Origin of the sequence: Gordonia sp. NPDC062954 (assembly GCF_044543825.1) — a bacterium.
In the GTDB taxonomy this organism is placed as follows: domain Bacteria; phylum Actinomycetota; class Actinomycetes; order Mycobacteriales; family Mycobacteriaceae; genus Gordonia; species Gordonia tangerina.
Genome location: NZ_JBITWL010000006.1, coordinates 93,392 through 109,665 on the forward strand (window position 1 = coordinate 93,392; position 16,274 = coordinate 109,665).

15 protein-coding genes and 1 pseudogene are annotated in these 16,274 nt (G+C 66.5%); 10 read left to right on the forward strand and 6 right to left on the reverse strand.

The genetic code is table 11. The features are described from left to right. Nucleotides 1-133 precede the first annotated feature (133 nt). Complete coding sequence (locus ACIGKQ_RS08530) at nt 134-325, forward strand: hypothetical protein (RefSeq protein ID WP_396573197.1); 192 nt, start codon at nt 134-136, stop codon at nt 323-325. A gap of 24 nt (nt 326-349) precedes the next feature. Here the strand turns inward: ACIGKQ_RS08530 and ACIGKQ_RS08535 are convergent, their stop codons facing one another. Next, on the reverse strand, nt 350-1,072 hold the full coding sequence (locus ACIGKQ_RS08535) for a hypothetical protein (protein ID WP_396573334.1): 723 nt from the start codon (nt 1,070-1,072) through the stop codon (nt 350-352). A gap of 270 nt (nt 1,073-1,342) precedes the next feature. Between ACIGKQ_RS08535 and ACIGKQ_RS08540 the strand changes: the two genes are divergently transcribed. The 3 genes from ACIGKQ_RS08540 (at nt 1,343) to ACIGKQ_RS08550 (ending at nt 3,055) form a co-directional block, all read left to right on the forward strand. After that, nucleotides 1,343-1,870 carry a Uma2 family endonuclease gene (locus ACIGKQ_RS08540; protein ID WP_396573199.1) on the forward strand — a complete coding sequence of 176 codons (528 nt, stop codon included), beginning with the start codon at nt 1,343-1,345 and terminating at the stop codon, nt 1,868-1,870. A gap of 57 nt (nt 1,871-1,927) precedes the next feature. Continuing rightward, nucleotides 1,928-2,380 carry a PaaI family thioesterase gene (locus ACIGKQ_RS08545; RefSeq protein ID WP_396573201.1) on the forward strand — a complete coding sequence of 151 codons (453 nt, stop codon included), beginning with the start codon at nt 1,928-1,930 and terminating at the stop codon, nt 2,378-2,380. Between the two features lie 72 nt (nt 2,381-2,452). Further along, complete coding sequence (locus ACIGKQ_RS08550) at nt 2,453-3,055, forward strand: LGFP repeat-containing protein (protein ID WP_396573202.1); 603 nt, start codon at nt 2,453-2,455, stop codon at nt 3,053-3,055. A gap of 63 nt (nt 3,056-3,118) precedes the next feature. Here the strand turns inward: ACIGKQ_RS08550 and ACIGKQ_RS08555 are convergent, their stop codons facing one another. Then, on the reverse strand, nt 3,119-3,634 hold the full coding sequence (locus tag ACIGKQ_RS08555; protein WP_396573204.1) for an HD domain-containing protein: 516 nt from the start codon (nt 3,632-3,634) through the stop codon (nt 3,119-3,121). Nucleotides 3,635-3,918: 284 nt separating this feature from the next. On the opposite strand from ACIGKQ_RS08555, the gene ACIGKQ_RS08560 reads away from it, so the two are divergent. Together ACIGKQ_RS08560 and ACIGKQ_RS08565 are read left to right on the forward strand one after the other, a co-directional pair. Then, nucleotides 3,919-4,347, forward strand: coding sequence for a nitroreductase family deazaflavin-dependent oxidoreductase (locus ACIGKQ_RS08560; RefSeq protein WP_396573205.1), 429 nt, complete (start codon nt 3,919-3,921; stop codon nt 4,345-4,347). 65 nt (nt 4,348-4,412) lie between these two features. After that, nucleotides 4,413-5,951 (forward strand): class I adenylate-forming enzyme family protein, encoded by a 1,539-nt coding sequence (locus tag ACIGKQ_RS08565; RefSeq protein ID WP_396573207.1) that lies wholly within the window; start codon nt 4,413-4,415, stop codon nt 5,949-5,951. A gap of 10 nt (nt 5,952-5,961) precedes the next feature. Here ACIGKQ_RS08565 and ygiD read toward each other — a convergent pair whose 3' ends face one another. Beyond that, complete coding sequence (gene ygiD, locus ACIGKQ_RS08570) at nt 5,962-6,756, reverse strand: 4,5-DOPA dioxygenase extradiol (RefSeq protein WP_396573209.1); 795 nt, start codon at nt 6,754-6,756, stop codon at nt 5,962-5,964. Nucleotides 6,757-6,869: 113 nt separating this feature from the next. Here ygiD and ACIGKQ_RS08575 point away from each other — a divergent pair, with 113 nt between their 5' ends. Continuing rightward, on the forward strand, nt 6,870-7,391 hold the full coding sequence (locus tag ACIGKQ_RS08575) for a MarR family winged helix-turn-helix transcriptional regulator (protein WP_235724305.1): 522 nt from the start codon (nt 6,870-6,872) through the stop codon (nt 7,389-7,391). Between the two features lie 12 nt (nt 7,392-7,403). On the opposite strand, the gene ACIGKQ_RS08580 is transcribed toward ACIGKQ_RS08575, so the two are convergent. Beyond that, on the reverse strand, nt 7,404-8,960 hold the full coding sequence (locus ACIGKQ_RS08580; RefSeq protein ID WP_235724304.1) for an APC family permease: 1,557 nt from the start codon (nt 8,958-8,960) through the stop codon (nt 7,404-7,406). A gap of 289 nt (nt 8,961-9,249) precedes the next feature. Next, nucleotides 9,250-9,684, reverse strand: coding sequence for an Lrp/AsnC family transcriptional regulator (locus tag ACIGKQ_RS08585; protein WP_266063492.1), 435 nt, complete (start codon nt 9,682-9,684; stop codon nt 9,250-9,252). Between the two features lie 111 nt (nt 9,685-9,795). Between ACIGKQ_RS08585 and ACIGKQ_RS08590 the strand changes: the two genes are divergently transcribed. The 3 genes and pseudogenes from ACIGKQ_RS08590 to clpB all read left to right on the forward strand — a co-directional run bounded on the left by ACIGKQ_RS08590 (nt 9,796) and on the right by clpB (nt 14,361). Beyond that, nucleotides 9,796-10,857, forward strand: coding sequence for a Glu/Leu/Phe/Val dehydrogenase (locus tag ACIGKQ_RS08590; protein WP_266063491.1), 1,062 nt, complete (start codon nt 9,796-9,798; stop codon nt 10,855-10,857). 10 nt (nt 10,858-10,867) lie between these two features. Continuing rightward, a pseudogene (locus ACIGKQ_RS08595) lies at nt 10,868-11,631 on the forward strand (enoyl-CoA hydratase). 177 nt (nt 11,632-11,808) lie between these two features. Beyond that, nucleotides 11,809-14,361: an ATP-dependent chaperone ClpB gene (gene clpB, locus ACIGKQ_RS08600; protein WP_266063489.1), complete on the forward strand. Its 2,553-nt coding sequence runs from the start codon at nt 11,809-11,811 to the stop codon at nt 14,359-14,361. Nucleotides 14,362-14,630: 269 nt separating this feature from the next. Here clpB and ACIGKQ_RS08605 read toward each other — a convergent pair whose 3' ends face one another. Next, nucleotides 14,631-16,265, reverse strand: a complete 1,635-nt coding sequence (locus ACIGKQ_RS08605) for a dihydroxyacetone kinase family protein (protein WP_396573213.1) — start codon at nt 16,263-16,265, stop codon at nt 14,631-14,633. Nucleotides 16,266-16,274 lie beyond the last annotated feature (9 nt).

Below are 16,274 nucleotides of genomic sequence, written 5' to 3' on the forward strand. Positions count from 1 at the left end.
GTGGGGCGCATTTTCTGCTGGATCGACACACGGAAGGCGGGTGCTACACAGCTCGCGACCAGTGAACCTCAAGTGATCCCCAAGCGTGGTCGGCGAACCTCATCGGTGAGGACACCGAGACGAGGAGTACACCATGGCCGCGCGAACACACACGGTCCCGACGCCGCGCTGGGCGCATCGACGCTGGACGTCGATGCTGGACACCACCGCGGTCGCCGTCCCGCAGATCCTGATGATGGGACTGATCATGTTCGCCGTTGCCGAGAGCCCCGCACCTGCCGCCGAGTCGACCGAGCAGCCGCCGGTGGTCGTGGTCGCGCGGTGAGCCGATCCCGGCCGATCCGGCCACTCACTTCTTGGTGCGCCGGCTCCCGCCGTGCCAGTCCTCTTGCAACCCGGCTTCGGTGGTGTCCACCCCGAACGCGGTCAGCTGGGGACGCTCGCGCAGGCTGCGCTTCAGTTCGGCGAAACCGGGAAAGCGGGCCAGCCCGACGACGTGATCCCACAGTTCGACGGCATCTTCGTCGCTGGGCAGGCGGCTGATGACCGGGCCGAAGAACGCCACCCCCTCTGGCGGCTCGAAGTGGATGATCGGCGTGCCGACGTCGCGGCCGGTCAGCCCCAGCGCTTCGTCGGTCTCGGCCCGGATCTCCGCGTCCAACGATGTGTCGTCCAGCGCGGCGGCGTGATGGGCAGGCAGGCCCAGTTCGTCCAGCACGGGTTTCAGAAAGTTCTCGGTACCTCGATCATCGCGTCCCTCGACGATGTAGGTCCCGGTGTGCGAGTCGAAGATCCGCGTGCCGAACGCCTCGTGCAGTCGTCCGATCGGTTCTCGTCCGTGTTCGCGTCGCACGCTCGCGGCGGCCCGGAGCAGCCGAAGCCCGGCGGTGTGCCCGGCCTCGTACTCGGGCGGGAAATGACTGTCGTAGTCGATGTGCGAGTTGAGCAACCGAAGCGAGATGAACCGCCAGTCGACGCTGTAATCGCGCTGCGCCTGCACCTTTCGAACCCACTTGCTGGTCATCCAGGCAAAGGGGCAGACCGGGTCGAAGTAGAAGTGGATGTCGGACATCGGTGTCGCTTCCGGTTGCGGACGGGTCTCGGACTCGACCATAGCGCGCACGATGGGTGGCCGGCGTTTCTGCGGAATCCGGCGTTTCTGTGGAATGTTGACCAGGTTGTGCACAGATCGGGTCATCGTCTGACGATTGAGCCTCGACATGACAGATTCGGCTCCGTGGCCATTCACCCTGCAGAGCGCGAGGTCTCGTACTCGATTCGTCCGATCCGATGAGCTGCGGCCCTCCCTCCCGAGCTCACCAACCCGACTACACTCCTGAGCATGTCCGGCCCAGCCCACGCCCATTTGCTGTCGCTGGATGAGTGGTGGGAAAGCGGCGAGGACCGTGAGGTCCGAGTCGAACTGCAAGAGGGTGTGCGGATAGTGGCGCCTCGGCCGCGACCCGCGCACGCACGCGTGGTTTTGAGTCTCGCCACTCAACTCAGCGACCAGCTCCCACCGGGCTTCGAGGTGCTGATCGAGGTCGATGTCGTGATCGATCCCAACACCCCGGCCACCGTGCGCGTGCCCGACATCATCGTTCGCTCCACGACGTCCGTGGAGTTCCCGATCACCGCCGATCAGCTGGCGCTGGCCATCGAGGTGATGTCGCCGGGCTCGCGACGCACCGATCGCGTCACCAAGAGCAGCGAATACGCAGAGGCGGGCATCCCGCACTACTGGATCGTCGATGAAAACCTCTCGGTGACTGCATTGGAGCTGACGCCGGGCGGCTACGTGGCGACCGGCTTCGTCGGCGACATCGTGACGTCGACCCCGTGGCCGATGCGGATCTCGCTGGAGCGGTGACGACGGGTCGCGGCAAAGTCTCGCCAGGTCGGGCGTCCAGGCGGATACTTGCAGTCTGTGGAGACCATCGCAGTGCAGGACCGACTGTTCCCGACGATGACCTGCTTCGGTTGCGGACCGGCCAACGAGCGCGGGTTGCGTCTGAAGAGCTTCGTCGACGGCGGTTGCGTCGTCGCCACGTTCACCCCGTGGCCCGAGCACGACAACGGGATCGGGTATCTGAACGGCGGCATCATCGCGACACTGCTCGACTGCCACAGCGCGGCGGCGGTCATGAACGAGGCGTCGGTGCAGGGGTGGCACTCACTCGACGGAGCGCTGTTGCCGTTCGTCACCGCGGGTATCGACGTCCGCTATGTCCGACCGAGCCCGCTCGATCTGCCGGTCGAGCTCCGCGCGACGATCGTCGAATCGGTCGAGGCCGAGATCGTCTGTGATGTCGAACTGCGTTTCGACGAGAAGGTCCGCGCCACCGGACATGCGGTGTGGAAACGATGGCGGCCCAGGTGAATACGGCCTCCCGCGACGGATGTCCGATGCCTCACCGGCAGCCGGTTTCGGTGGGTCCGTACACTGCCGGGGATGCCGACTTCTGATCCAACTCCGCGTCCGCTGGCCCGACGAGCCCTCCGCACCACCGCGGTAGTCATGACGACTCTCGTGTTCGGTGCGCTCGGATTCATCCAACCGGCGTCCGCGGACGTGGTCCTCGGTGGCCACGCGGTAGGCGGCAAGATCGGCGAGGCCTATCTCGGCAGCGGTGGCGTGTTCAAATGGGGTGTGCCGACCTCCGACGAACGCGCCGCGGCCAAGGGCGGTCGCTACCAGACCTTCGCCCGCGACGTCACCTTCTACTGGCATCCGTCCGCCGACGGCGGCAACGCGCACCAGGTCGGCGGCGCCATCCGGCAGCGGTGGCAGGCGGCCGGCTCCGAGCGCGGACCGCTCGGATTCCCGGTCACCAACGAGTTCAAGGCCGGCAGCGGACGCGCCAACGACTTCACCGGTGGGTCGATCTGCTGGAGCAAGACCGGCGGTGCGCAGATCGTGTGGGGCGGTATCCTGCAGAAGTGGCGGGCCACGGGGGCGGCCGGCGGGTATTACGGTGTGCCGCTCGGCGGCGAGTACCGTGTCGGGTCGCGCTTCGCCCAGGACTTCGCCAACGGGACGATCTTCTGGCCGTGAGTGTCGGCGCCGGCAGCGGATGCGGCCTCGGCTCTGGCTATGTCGTAGTGGCGTTGGCCGCGGTCAACCAGCGATGAGTACGCGATGATCGACAGCGCAGTCGGCGAATAGTCGGCGTACGGCGACGCGGGCCCAGGCGCACCGGAAGTACGGTTCGCGCTGCGCGTGGGCGCGGGCGTTGACCGAGTCGGGGCCGTGGCGCGTCAGCATGTTCTGCATGCGCTCGTCGAGGGGCAGATACTGTCCCTGTGGTCCCGACGTCTGGTCGGCCACGGTCAAGGCGTCGCTGACGGCGTCTTCGGTGAACTCGAAGCTGCTGAGTTCCTCGCCGAGGCCGTGTATCTCGGCGCAGAATCGCGCTCCGGAGTGGTGGGCCACCAGAGCGCAGATCTCCGGCGACCATCCCAGCGACTCGAGGTGGTGGGCACCGTCGATCGGATGGAATCCGCAGGACGCCAATTGTGGCGCGTACCCGACGTCGTGCAACCACGCCGCCGCGATCAGCGTCGGCCGATCCGCGGCGGGTACTGTCTTGGCCAGCCCCAGCGCCCTGGACACCACGCCTTCGGTGTGCCTCAAACGTGGCAATGGTGCCAATAGTTTTCGTGACAATTCCGCTGCAGAAAGCACCAGTGGGTGCATACTCGCATCTTCACTCATGACCAACCCCCGACTATCACCCCGAAGGTTACTAGGCAGTAAGTCTCAACGCGAGTTGTGTGCACTACGTCACTACCTGGTGCATCAGACAGTCGAGAGTCGCCGTGACATCGGCCGCGTTCTGGCCGGTTCGCGCGTCCGATCGTCCCGGGCGGGGTAGGAATGGTCGCAGGGGGATCGACCGTGCGACGAAGGAAGTGACCATGAGCGAGACCGACGACTGGAATACGCAGATCATCAACGAGTTCCGTGCGAATGAGGGCAAGGTGGGTGGCCCGTTCGAAGGTGCGCCGATGGTCCTGCTGCATCACACGGGTCGCAAGAGCGGCAAGCAGAACGTCACCCCGCTGATGTTCATGCCCGATGACGACGATGCGGCGCTGATGTACATCTTCGCGTCCAAGGCCGGTGCCCCCACCCATCCCGCCTGGTATCACAACCTCACCGCGTCCGGAAGCGCCCGTGTGGAGGTGGGCACCGAGACCTTCGACGTCGCCGTCAATGAGGTCGTCGGCGACAACCGCGACCGTATCTACGCCGAACAGGCCAAGCGGTATCCGGGGTTCGCCGAGTACGAGGCCAAGACCGCAGGTGTCCGCACGATCCCGGTGCTGGCGTTGCGACGGGTCTGAGTACTCGCGCGCATCGATGCGTCGAAGCGGGGTCGTCGGCGGCTGTCCCGGAGTACAAACGAAGAATGAGTGACAGCGTCGTCATCGAGATCGGTCGTGACCGGAATCCCTTCGGCGTCTCCGGCGTCGTCCGCGACGACGATGGCGTGCCCCGGTACACGGGTCTGCCGGCGACGCTGGTCGACGTTGTCCGCGAGCGTGCCCTGTCGGCTCCGAAGGACGAGGCCGTCGTGGAACTCGGTGGACGCCGCCTGACGTACGCCCAGTTGTGGGACGAGGCGTGCCGCGTGGCGGGCGGTTTGCGAGCGCAGGGCGTGACAAAGGGCGATCGCGTCGCACTACGGTACGCGGCGGGTGTGGACTGGGTGCTGGCCTTCTGGGGCACCGTGCTGGCCGGCGGTGTGGTGGTGGCGGTCAACACTCGAATGACCGACGTCGAAGTGCAATTCGTGCTCGACGATGCCGCGGTGCGGGTGGATCTCACCCCGGACACGCCGCTGCCTGTGGGGGAGCCGTACGTCGCCGACGACCTCACGGCTCGCGACGTCGCAGCGTTCTTCTACACCTCGGGAACGACCGGCCGGCCGAAAGGGGTGCCCACCACCCACGAGGCGTTCATCACCAACGCCGAGAACATGATCCGGTGCTCTGGCATCTCCCGCGATCTGGGTTCGGATTACCGCACCCTGGTCTCGGTGCCGCTGTTTCATGTGACCGGCTGCAACTCGCAGCTGTTGGTGGCCGCTTATGTCGGCGGTACGTCGGTGATCATGCCGCAGCTCGACGTTGCGACCATGGCCGACGTCGTGGTGGCCGAGCGGATCGGCTACCTGATCACGGTTCCGGCGGTCTATGCATTGCTGTTGAGACATCCCGCCTTTGCCGGCGCGGACGTGTCCGGGGTGCGGGTCGTCGGCTACGGCGGGGCGCCGATCGCGCCCACGCTCGTCCAACAACTCCAGGCTGCTTTCCCGCGGGCGACGGTGATGAACGGCTACGGAATGACCGAGTCCGCGTCACTCATCACGGTGTTGCCCGACGCGGATGCCGTCGCCCACGCCGACTCGGTGGGCTACGCCGTACCGTCGGTGGACATCGGCATCGTGCCGATCGGCGACGACCGGAGTGTCGGCGAACTCGTGGTCCGCGGTGCCAACGTGACCGGCGGCTACTGGCAACGCCCGGATGCGGACGCGGACACCATCATCGGCGGGTGGTTACACACCGGGGACGTCGTTCGGGTCGACGATGCCGGTCGCGTGCACATCGTCGACCGGATCAAGGACATCATCAATCGCGGCGGCGAGAACGTGTCCAGCATCGAGGTGGAGGCGGTGCTGTTGTCGGCCCCCGGCGTGCTGGACGCCGCGGTGCTGCCGGTGCCCGACGACGTGATGGGCGAGAAGGTCGGTGCGGTGCTGGTGTCGGAGTCGGGGGAGCTCGACCTCGACGCCGTCCTCGACCATTGCCGGCGCAGCCTGGCCGACTTCAAGGTGCCGCAGTTTGCCGCCGTGTCGGGAGAAGCGTTGCCGCGTAACGCGGGTGGGAAGCTGCTCAAGCGCAGGATCCGGGACGAGGTGAGGTGGGGAAATCCGTTGCGGTGACGCGTACGTGTCAGTCCACCACATAGGACGTCATCGACAGCGACCCGTACGAGCAACCGTCAACGAGGACAGTTGTGGACGAGTCGTCGGAGGTGCCGGCCGCCAGGCCGGCGAGATACACCGAGGGTAGGAAGTGGTCGGGCGTGGGCACGGCCGCGGCATAGTCGTGGTGGCCGGCCAGTGTCGGGTAGTCGGCGGGGTTGGTGAGCATGACCTCGCGTGCGGCGTCGTCGAAGCGTTGTGCCCAGGCGTAGCCGGACTCCGGGACCGAGAAGTCGACGGCGCGCAGATTGTGCACGATGTTGCCGCTGCCGATGATCAACACACCCGATTCGCGCAGCGGGGCCAGTTGTGCGCCGAGATCGAAGTGGTAGTCCAGATCGCGTTCGCCGTTGATACTCAATTGGACGATCGGGATGTCGGCGTCGGGGAAGGCGTGCGCGAGTACCGACCACGCGCCGTGATCGATACCCCAGCTATCGGCATCTGTGCCCACCCAGGTGGGTTTCACGACCTCGGCGACCTCACCGGCGAGATCAGGCAATCCCGGTGCCGGATAGTCGAACTCGAACAGTTCGCGCGGGAATCCGTAGAAGTCGTGAATCGTGCGGGGCCGCGCCATGCCGGTGACCGCGGTGGCGTTGATGTACCAGTGGGCACTGATCATCAGGATGGCTCGCGGGCGGGGGACCGACCGGCCGAATTCTGCCCACGACTGGGTGAAGCGGTTGTGTTCGATCGCGTTCATGGGGCTGCCGTGCCCGAGGAACGCCATCGGCATCGTCGAGGGGGATGCAGCGGTCATTGTCGTTCCTTCGCAGTCGGTCGAGGAAGCGCATGCGAGTGTGCATGAATCTTCATGAATTCTGATCGTACGACCATCTGTATGAAAGTTCAAGAACTTGCTACGCTGCGATCATGACGCTCACTCCGGACGAACAGCGGGCGTTTCGTGGGTTCCTGACGTTGTCGATGCTGCTCGACGATGCTCTCGACGTTCAGTTGCGGCGCGACAGCGGGCTGACCCACTCGCAGTACATGATCCTGTTCCGGCTGTCGGAGGCGCCAGAGAAGACCATCGGCATGCGGCGTCTGGTGGTCCTCGCGCACAGTGAGCAGAGTCGGTTGTCGCACGCCGTCACGGTGATGGAGGGTCGGGGGTGGGTGCGACGGGTCAAGTCGTCCGACGGCAGCGACCGTCGTGCCGTGTCGGTGATGCTCACCGAAGCCGGAATGGACCTGGTGCGTGCGGCTGCGCCGAGACACAGCACCGAGGCGCAGCGACTGATCTTCGATGCCCTGGACGCCGATGATCTCGCACACCTGAACTCGGTCATCGATCGTGTGTTGCCGCACATGTCCGCACTCGGACTGGATCTGCCCTCGCCGCAGGAAGACCCGACCATGTGGGATGGTCGGGTCGACCCGCGTGATACGTGAGAGAAACGGTGGTCAGTCGTCGGTCGACGCCTGCTCTGCGCGTGCGCCGGTCGAGACGTACTCGGGCTCAGTTGTGAGTGTTGCGGGAGGAGCGGCCAGTCGCCGTCCCAGGACCGAATGGCGCCGACCGTAGATAAGGTAGACGACGACACCCAGCACCATCCATGCGACGAAGCGAATCCAGGTCTCCACGGACAGATTGATCATCAGCCATCCGCACGCGATGATCGCGATCGCCGGAACGATCGGGCTGCCGGGAACCCGGAAGCCGCGCTTCAGGTCGGGCCGCGTGCGCCGCAACACGATGACACCGGCGCAGACGAGGACGAAGGCGAACAGGGTGCCGATGTTGACCATCTGCTCGAGTGTCTCGATGGGGAACACCGCCGCGATCACCGCGACGATTCCGCCGACGAGCATCGTGATGCGAATCGGATTGCCGGACTTGTTGGTTGTGCCCCACGACCGGGGGACGAGCCCGTCGCGGGACATCGCGAACAGCACCCGTGTCTGCCCCAGCATCATCACCATCACGACGGTGGTCAGGCCGGCCAGTGCGCCGACGTTGATCGCTGTCTGCGCCCAGGTCACCCCGTGGTACTCGAATGCGGTCGCCAGGGTGGCCGTGCCGTCGTCGACGAGTGGTCCGTCGGTGCGCAGCTGTTGATAACTGACCATGCCGGTGAGGACGACGGTGACGGCCACGTAGAGGACGGTGACGATGGCCAGCGAGCCCAGAATGCCCCGGGGAATGGACTTCTGCGGATTCTTGGTCTCCTCGGCGGTGGTCGCCACGACGTCGAACCCGATGAACGCGAAGAACAGCAGGCTGGCGGCGGCCAACAGGCCGTACCAGCCGTAGTCGCTGCCGTGGGAGCCGCTGAGCAGCGAGAACAGCGTCTGCTGCAGACCGGCCCCGCTCTCGGTGTTCGCCTCCGTCGGTGGGACGAAGGGCCGGTAGTTGTCGGTGTTGATGAAGAAGGCGCCGACGATGATGACCAACAGCACCACCGCCACCTTGATGGCGGTGACGATCGCCGATACCCGCGACGACAGTTTGACGCCGAAGGCCAGCGTCAGCGTGATGGCACCGATGATCACCACCGCGCCCAGATCCAGGCTGACACCGCCGATCTCGACCGTGGTCGCAGTGCCGAGGAAGTCGGCCAGATACAGTGACCACCCCTTGGCCACCACCGAACTGGCCAGAGCGAACTCGAGGATCAGGTCCCACCCGATGATCCAGGCGATGAACTCGCCGAACGTGGCGTAAGAGAAGGTGTAGGCGCTGCCGGCGACCGGGACCGTCGAGGCGAACTCCGCGTAACACAAGGCCGCCAGGCCGCAGGCGACGGCGGCGAGGACGAAGGCCAGCGACACCGATGGTCCGGCGACGTCACCGGCCGTGCGGGCCGTGAGGGTGAAGATGCCGGCACCGATGACGACCGCGACACCGAAGGTCGTCAAATCCCGCGTGGTCAGGTCCTTGCGTAATCGACTGCGCGGCTCATCGGTTTCGGCGATCGACTGCTCGACCGACTTCGTCCGCCATATGCCGACTCCGGGCATGGTGTCTCCTCAATGCGAGTTGTGCTCGCGCAGTGTGCATCCGGCTGCCGGGAACTCCCGCTTGTGGCGGTCGGCCGGGGTGCGCGGGATCGGTGTCCGCGGGCTGCGCCCCGGCCTGTCAGGTGAGTGCCGGCAGTGCCCGCCATGCAAGCAGTGTGATGTGGCACACGCCAGATGAAGACGCGAAATCCGGGTCAGGACGCAAAGATCGTCGTATTGACCGGCTTCGTGTGGAAATTTCTTGCGCGCAGAGTCGTGACGACGCTCGCCGGGTGCCGTTGGTGCGTCGTCACCGATGCCACGAGCCGAGCACGATCATCGTCTTCGTCCCGGTCGCCTTGCCGCCCCGACGTAGATGGTTGATGACCTGCTGCAGGTGGCTGTGGTCGCGGGCGCGCACCTTCACCAGCATGTCGGGGTCGCCGGCGATCGTGTAGACGGCCTCCACCTCGGGTATCTCCGTCATCGCCTGCATCATCTCCTCGGGTTGCGACGTGCCCACGTAGCGCACCTCGGTGAAGGCGTGCACCGGCCAGCCGAGTGTCGTCTGGTCGATCGTGGCGGTGAATCCGGTGATCACCTGCTGGGCACGTAACCGATCGACTCGGCGCTTGGTCGCTGCGACGGACAGATTGACCCGGCCGGCCAGCTCCGAGAAGGTGGCGCGGCCGTCCTCGGACAGCAAGGCCAGCAGGGCCAGATCAACATCATCGAGATCGACCATGCGCAACAATTTATCGAAAGCGCTCTCCCGGTGATAAAGGTTTGCGTCACGCGGGTCAGTTCGCGCCAAGTCCTTGCGGCCGCATTTCGGTCGGTCATAGCGTCGGGCGCCATGACCACAACCTTCGCAGCATCCGACTTGACCGCCGAACTCCACCAACGCGATTTCGAACAGCTCGTCATCTGCCGAGATCCCGAGGTGGGACTGGAATCGGTTATCGCCGTACATGATACGACGCTTGGGCCATCGCTGGGCGGTGTGCGGATGCGTCGCTATCCGTCTCGGGCGGCCGCGGTGGCGGATGCGATGGATCTCGCCCAGGCGATGACCTACAAGGCCGCGCTCGCCGGAGTGCCGCTCGGCGGCGGCAAGAGTGTGATCAACGCCGATTCGCGCGTGGCCAACCGTGACGAGGTCTTGATCGCTCACGCCAAATATGTTGCGGCATTGAATGGTCGCTATATCCCGGCACTCGACATGGGCACGTCGGTGCGCGATCTGGAGCTGATCGGACGTCACGTCCCGGTGGTGTGCGCGCAGCGCGGCGACCCGTCCTACTTCACCGCGCGTGGCGTGGTGCGCAGCATCGAGGTCGCGCTGGAGGCCTGTGGTCGATCCGTCGCGGGCAGTCGCGTGGCGATCCAGGGGCTGGGGAATGTCGGTCTGCACGTCGCCCGGATGCTGTGTGCTGCCGAAGTGGAGGTGCTCGCCGCCGACATCGATCCGGTACGGGTGCACGACGCGGTCGACGAACTCGGGGTCACCGCCACGGATTTGGCCGACATTCTGTTTGCCGACGCCGATGTGCTGGCACCATGCGCCGCCGGCGGGGTCATCGACGAGCATGCGGTCCCCCGGTTGCGGGCTTCGGCACTCGTCGGTGCCGCCAACAACATGCTCACGACCCCGGCGCTCGCCCGCGATCTGCGCGAGCGTGGCATCGTGCACGTCCCCGACTTCGTCGCCAACGCCGGTGGGCTCATCGCGGTAGAAGCCGAACTCCGCGACGACGAGAGCGGCCTCGCCGACCGCGTCGATGCCATCGCGGACACGGCCCGCGACATGGTGAACCGTTCGGAGCGAAACGGTGTCGACGTGGTGAGCGCGGCGCTGTCGATGGCCACCGAGATCATCGAGGGCAATCGCAAGTATCGGCCGTGGTTCCGCGCGTAGTGTCACAGCGGTGACCGAACCGCTGCTGGTGGATGTGCGTGACGGTGCCGCACTGGTGACTCTCGATCGGCCGCAGGCGCGCAACGCGCTCAGCCCGGATCTGGCCGATGGCCTGAGCGCGGCACTGCGCCGACTCGACGCGGACGACGCGTTCGGGCGATCGTGCTCACCGGTGCCGACCCGGCATTCTGCGCGGGACTCGACCTCAAGAGCCTGGCCGCCGACGGACCCGCCTACCTCGAGGCCATCCGCGAGTCGAACTGCATCCGGCTGGTTGGTGAGCTCGCCACACCCGTGGTGGGTGCGGTAAATGGTGCGGCATTCACCGGGGGTTTCGAGCTCGCGCTCGGCTGCGACTTCCTGGTCGCCAGTGATCGAGCGATCTTCGCCGACACCCATGCCCGCGTCGGGGTGCTGCCCGGTGGCGGGATGACCGTTCGGCTGCCGGACCGTGTCGGGCCAGGCTGGGCGCGGCGGATGTCGTTCACCGGGGAAGTGGTGGATGCGGCCCTGGCATTGCGCATCGGCCTGGTGACCGAGGTCGTCGCACACGAGGATCTGCTGGGACGCGCATGGGACCTCGCACGGCGGATCGCTGATGCCGACGGTGAGATGATGCGGTCGGTCAAGCGGATCTACGACGCGGGCTGGGATGCGACAACCGGGGCGGCCCTCGATGTGGAAGGGGAGTTGGCAGCGGCGGCGGCGCCGGAGTGGTCGGCGCTGGAAGCGAATCGACAACAGGTCATGGCACGCAACCGGGCGCAGTTGTGAGTGTTGGGGCGGCCGCCTATCGCTCTCCGCAAGCGCCTACTCCTCGCGCCCGTGGACGTGTCCTGCGTCACCGATGAAGCTCAAGTTGAGTGAAATAGACTCAAGTTTGTTGGCGTTACACCTCTCGTATGGCTCATACTTGAGCCTGTTGGACTAAAGAGAGAAAGGTACACGCCCGTGGACAGCTTCAACCCGACCACCAAGACGCAGCAGGCCCTGAGCGCTGCTGTGCAGGCGGCGGCCTCTGCTGGTAATTCCGACGTGCGCCCGGCCCACATCCTGGTGGCCCTGCTCGATCAGTCCGACGGCATCGCCGCGCCGCTGCTCAAGGCGGTCGGGGTGGACCCGTCGACGGTTCGTTCGCAGGCTCAGGCACTGGTGAACCGAGCGCCGACGGTGTCCAGCGCGAGCGCGCAGCCGCAGCTCTCCCGCGAGTCGATCGCGGCAATCAGTGCAGCTCAGCAGCTCGCCGGTGAGCTCGACGACGAGTACGTGTCGACCGAGCACATCCTGGTCGGGCTGGCCACCGGAGACTCGGAGGTCGCCAAGCTGCTGGCCAACGCCGGCGCGACCCCGCAGACCCTGCGGGATGCGTTCGTCTCGGTGCGCGGTAGTGCCCGCGTGACCAGCGAGGACCCGGAGTCGACATATCAGGCGTTGGAGAAGTACTCCACCGACCTGACCGCGGCCGCCCGTGAGGGCAAACTCGACCCGGTCATCGGACGTGACACCGAGATCCGCCGCGTGGTGCAGGTACTGAGCCGCCGCACCAAGAACAATCCGGTGCTCATCGGTGAACCCGGCGTCGGCAAGACGGCCATCGTCGAGGGGCTGGCGCAGCGCATCATCGCCGGCGACGTCCCTGAATCGCTCCGCAACAAGACGGTCATTTCCCTGGACATGGGTTCGATGGTGGCCGGTGCCAAGTACCGCGGTGAGTTCGAGGAACGCCTCAAGGCGGTGCTCGACGAGATCAAGGGATCGGCCGGTCAGGTCATCACCTTCATCGACGAGCTGCACACCATCGTCGGCGCCGGTGCGACCGGCGACTCCGCGATGGACGCCGGAAACATGATCAAGCCGATGCTCGCCCGCGGCGAGCTGCGGTTGGTCGGCGCGACGACGTTGGAAGAGTATCGCCAGCACATCGAGAAGGACGCCGCGCTCGAACGCCGCTTCCAGCAGGTCTACGTCGGCGAGCCCTCGGTGGAGGACACCATCGGAATCCTGCGCGGACTCAAGGATCGTTACGAGGTGCACCACGGTGTGCGCATCACCGACTCCGCGCTGGTGTCGGCGGCGACGCTGTCCGATCGCTACATCACCTCGCGCTTCCTGCCGGACAAGGCCATCGACCTGGTCGACGAGGCCGCGTCGCGCCTGCGGATGGAGATCGATTCGCGTCCGGTCGAGATCGACGAGGTCGAGCGCATCGTGCGCCGGCTCGAGGTCGAGGAGGTCGCCCTGCAGAAGGAGACCGACGAGGCCTCGAAGGAGCGCCTGGAGAAGCTGCGCGGCGAACTCGCCGACCAGAAGGAGAAGCTCAACGAACTCTCGGCTCGCTGGCAGTCGGAGAAGACCGCCATCGATGCTGTGCGCGACGTCAAGGAGGAGCTGGAACGGCTTCGCGGAGAAGCGGATCGCGCCGAGCGCGAAAGCGATCTCGGCCGTGCCGCCGAACTGCGCTACGGCCGGATCCCGGGCCTCGAAAAGGAACTGGCGGCCGCGCTGGAGAAGACCGGCACCGACCCCGGCCAGGACGTGATGCTGCAGGAGGAGGTCGGACCCGACGATGTGGCGCAGGTCGTGTCGTCGTGGACCGGAATCCCCGCCGGCCGCATGCTGGAAGGTGAGACCGCCAAGCTGCTGCGCATGGAAGATGAACTCGGACAACGGGTCATCGGCCAGAAGGACGCCGTGCAGGCGGTGTCGGATGCGGTCCGTCGCGCCCGCGCCGGGGTGGCCGATCCGAATCGTCCGCTGGGCTCGTTCATGTTCCTCGGCCCCACCGGTGTCGGTAAGACCGAGCTGGCCAAGGCCCTGGCCGAGTTCCTGTTCGACGACGAACGTGCGATGGTCCGCATCGACATGAGCGAGTACGGAGAAAAGCACAGCGTCGCACGGCTCGTCGGCGCGCCTCCCGGCTATGTCGGGTATGAGGCGGGCGGTCAGCTGACCGAGGCGGTGCGGCGTCGGCCGTACACGGTGGTGCTGTTCGACGAGATCGAGAAAGCGCACCCGGACGTGTTCGACGTGCTGCTGCAGGTGCTCGACGAGGGTCGCCTCACCGACGGTCAGGGCCGCACGGTGGACTTCCGCAACACCATCCTCATCCTCACGTCCAACCTGGGCGCGGGTGGCGACAAGGACCAGGTGATGATGGCCGTGCGCAGTCGGTTCAAGCCGGAGTTCATCAACCGTCTCGACGATGTGATCGTCTTCGACGCGTTGAGCCCGGAGGAGCTGGTGTCCATCGTCGACATCCAGCTCGCCCAGCTGGGCAAGCGCCTGGCGCAGCGTCGCCTGGAGCTGTCGGTCACCCCGAAGGCCAAGGAGTGGCTGGCCGAGCGTGGCTTCGATCCGCTCTACGGTGCCCGTCCGCTACGGCGGCTGGTGCAGCAGGCGATCGGCGACCAGCTCGCGAAGGCGTTGCTGGCCGGCGACATTCACGACGGCGACGTGGTGCCGGTGAATGTGGGTGCCGACGGGGAGTCGTTGGTGCTCGGCTGAGCCGGCAGAGTCGCAACTGACTGAAATCGGCTCCCTCAGGTCGGACCGAGGGGATATCCCCTCGGAGCCGTCCGAGGGGGCCGATTTCAGTCACGGGCGGATTCTTGCGTTACGGGTTTCGATACGCGCCGGGCTCGCAAGCTCGCTCGGCGCTACTCCAACCCGCGGGGGTGGGGTCTGGCCGCTGCGAAACCCGCCACGGCGATGAGGCCCCCAACTCGGTGGTCGAGTAGTCGCGAGCGGCAGCGAGTGACGTATCGAGACCGGCCTCAGCTACCGATCTCGGCCGCGGCCCGATACAACCACGAGACGACCAGCGCACCCGGATCGACCACGCCGCGGGCATTCTCGCCCACATAGCTGGCCCGTCCCTTGGCGGCGGTGGTGTCGCGGGTGGATTCGGCGCCGTCCTCGGCTGCCTGCGCGACCTCATCGAGCGCCGCGCCATCGTTCAACGCGCCGGCTGCCGGGGCCAACGCGTCGACCATCGTGTTGTCGCCGACCTCGGCACCACCGAGGTCCTTGATCTCGGCGAGCGCTGCGCCCGTGCCGTCGCGCAGGGCCGCAGCGAAGTCATCGGATTCCGCGAACGCGGAGGCGAGCTGACGGAACAGCACCCCGAACACCGCACCCGAGGTACCGCCGGCGCGCACCAGGAACGAGGTGCTGATCGCCGTCAACACCTCGGCATCCGTCCCGCGAAGCGGCGCCTCGAAATGGCCGAGCGCCGCATCCATGTTGGCACCGAAGTCACCGTCGCCGGCCTGCTGATCCAGCACGGTCAGGTCGTCGATCGAATCGCGAACGCGGGTGACAAAGGTCGTCAGCCACGCCGACTCGCCGCCCTCGGAGGCGGCGTCGTCGGGTTCGGCGAACTCGACATCGCTCACCTCCGCCGGACCGCGGCCGATGTGTGACGGCCACGCCGGTGCCTCGGTGTCGGCGTCGAACAGGTTTAGGATCTCGTCGTCGTGACGGACGAGGGTGATCGAGAAGCCGGTCATGTCCAGTGCGGTGACATAGGTGCCGACCATCGAGCGATCGACCGTGACGCCGCGCTGCGACAGATCGGCGACCACCTCCCCGAACACCAGCGACAGCTCGAGCGGGTGAGCTGAGCCCAGGCCGTTCACCAGGCAGATCACCTGCTCGCCCGCGCTGAGCCCCAGTGATTCCACGATGCGATCGAGCATGCGGTGAACCAACTCCCGTGCCCCGACCTGCTGGGTCCGCGCCTCACCGGCCTCACCGTGGATGCCGACACCGAACTCCATCTGGCCTGGTTCGAGGTCGAAGGTCGCCGACTGCGCTCCGGGGATGGTGCAGGCGCGGTAGGCAACCGCGAAGCTGCGGGCGTTGTCGGCGGTCCGGCGGCCGAGTTCGGCGACTGTTGCGAGGTCGTCCCCGCGGGCGGCCGCTGCGCCACAGATCTTTTCGACGACGATGGTCGCCCCGGTCCCGCGGCGACCGGGACCGGAGTCGGACTCGGTTGCGGCGTCGTCGTCGACGAGGACGTGATCGGTGGCGACTTCCTCGCGGAGCAGGTGACGGGCGATCCGGAAGTTCATCACGTCGCCGGTGTAGTTCTTCACCACGTGCAACACGCCCTGCCCGCGGTCGGCCCACCGGGTGGCGCCGACGATCTGCAGTGCGTTCGGTGATGTGAACACCAGGCCTGGGCAGGCGGCGTCGAGCAGGCCCGCGCCGATCAGCCCGGCGTGCATCGGTTCGTGGCCCGACCCGCCGCCGGAGATCACCGCGACACCGGAGCCTGGAGCCTCGCGACGGTGCAGGAAACCGGGGTCGGGCCGCCAGGCGATGCGCGGGTTGGCGGCGAGAAAGCCGCGCAGTGCGTCGGTGATGAAGGTGTCGGGGGAGTTGAGGACGTACTGGTGTGCGGTCACGACTCCACC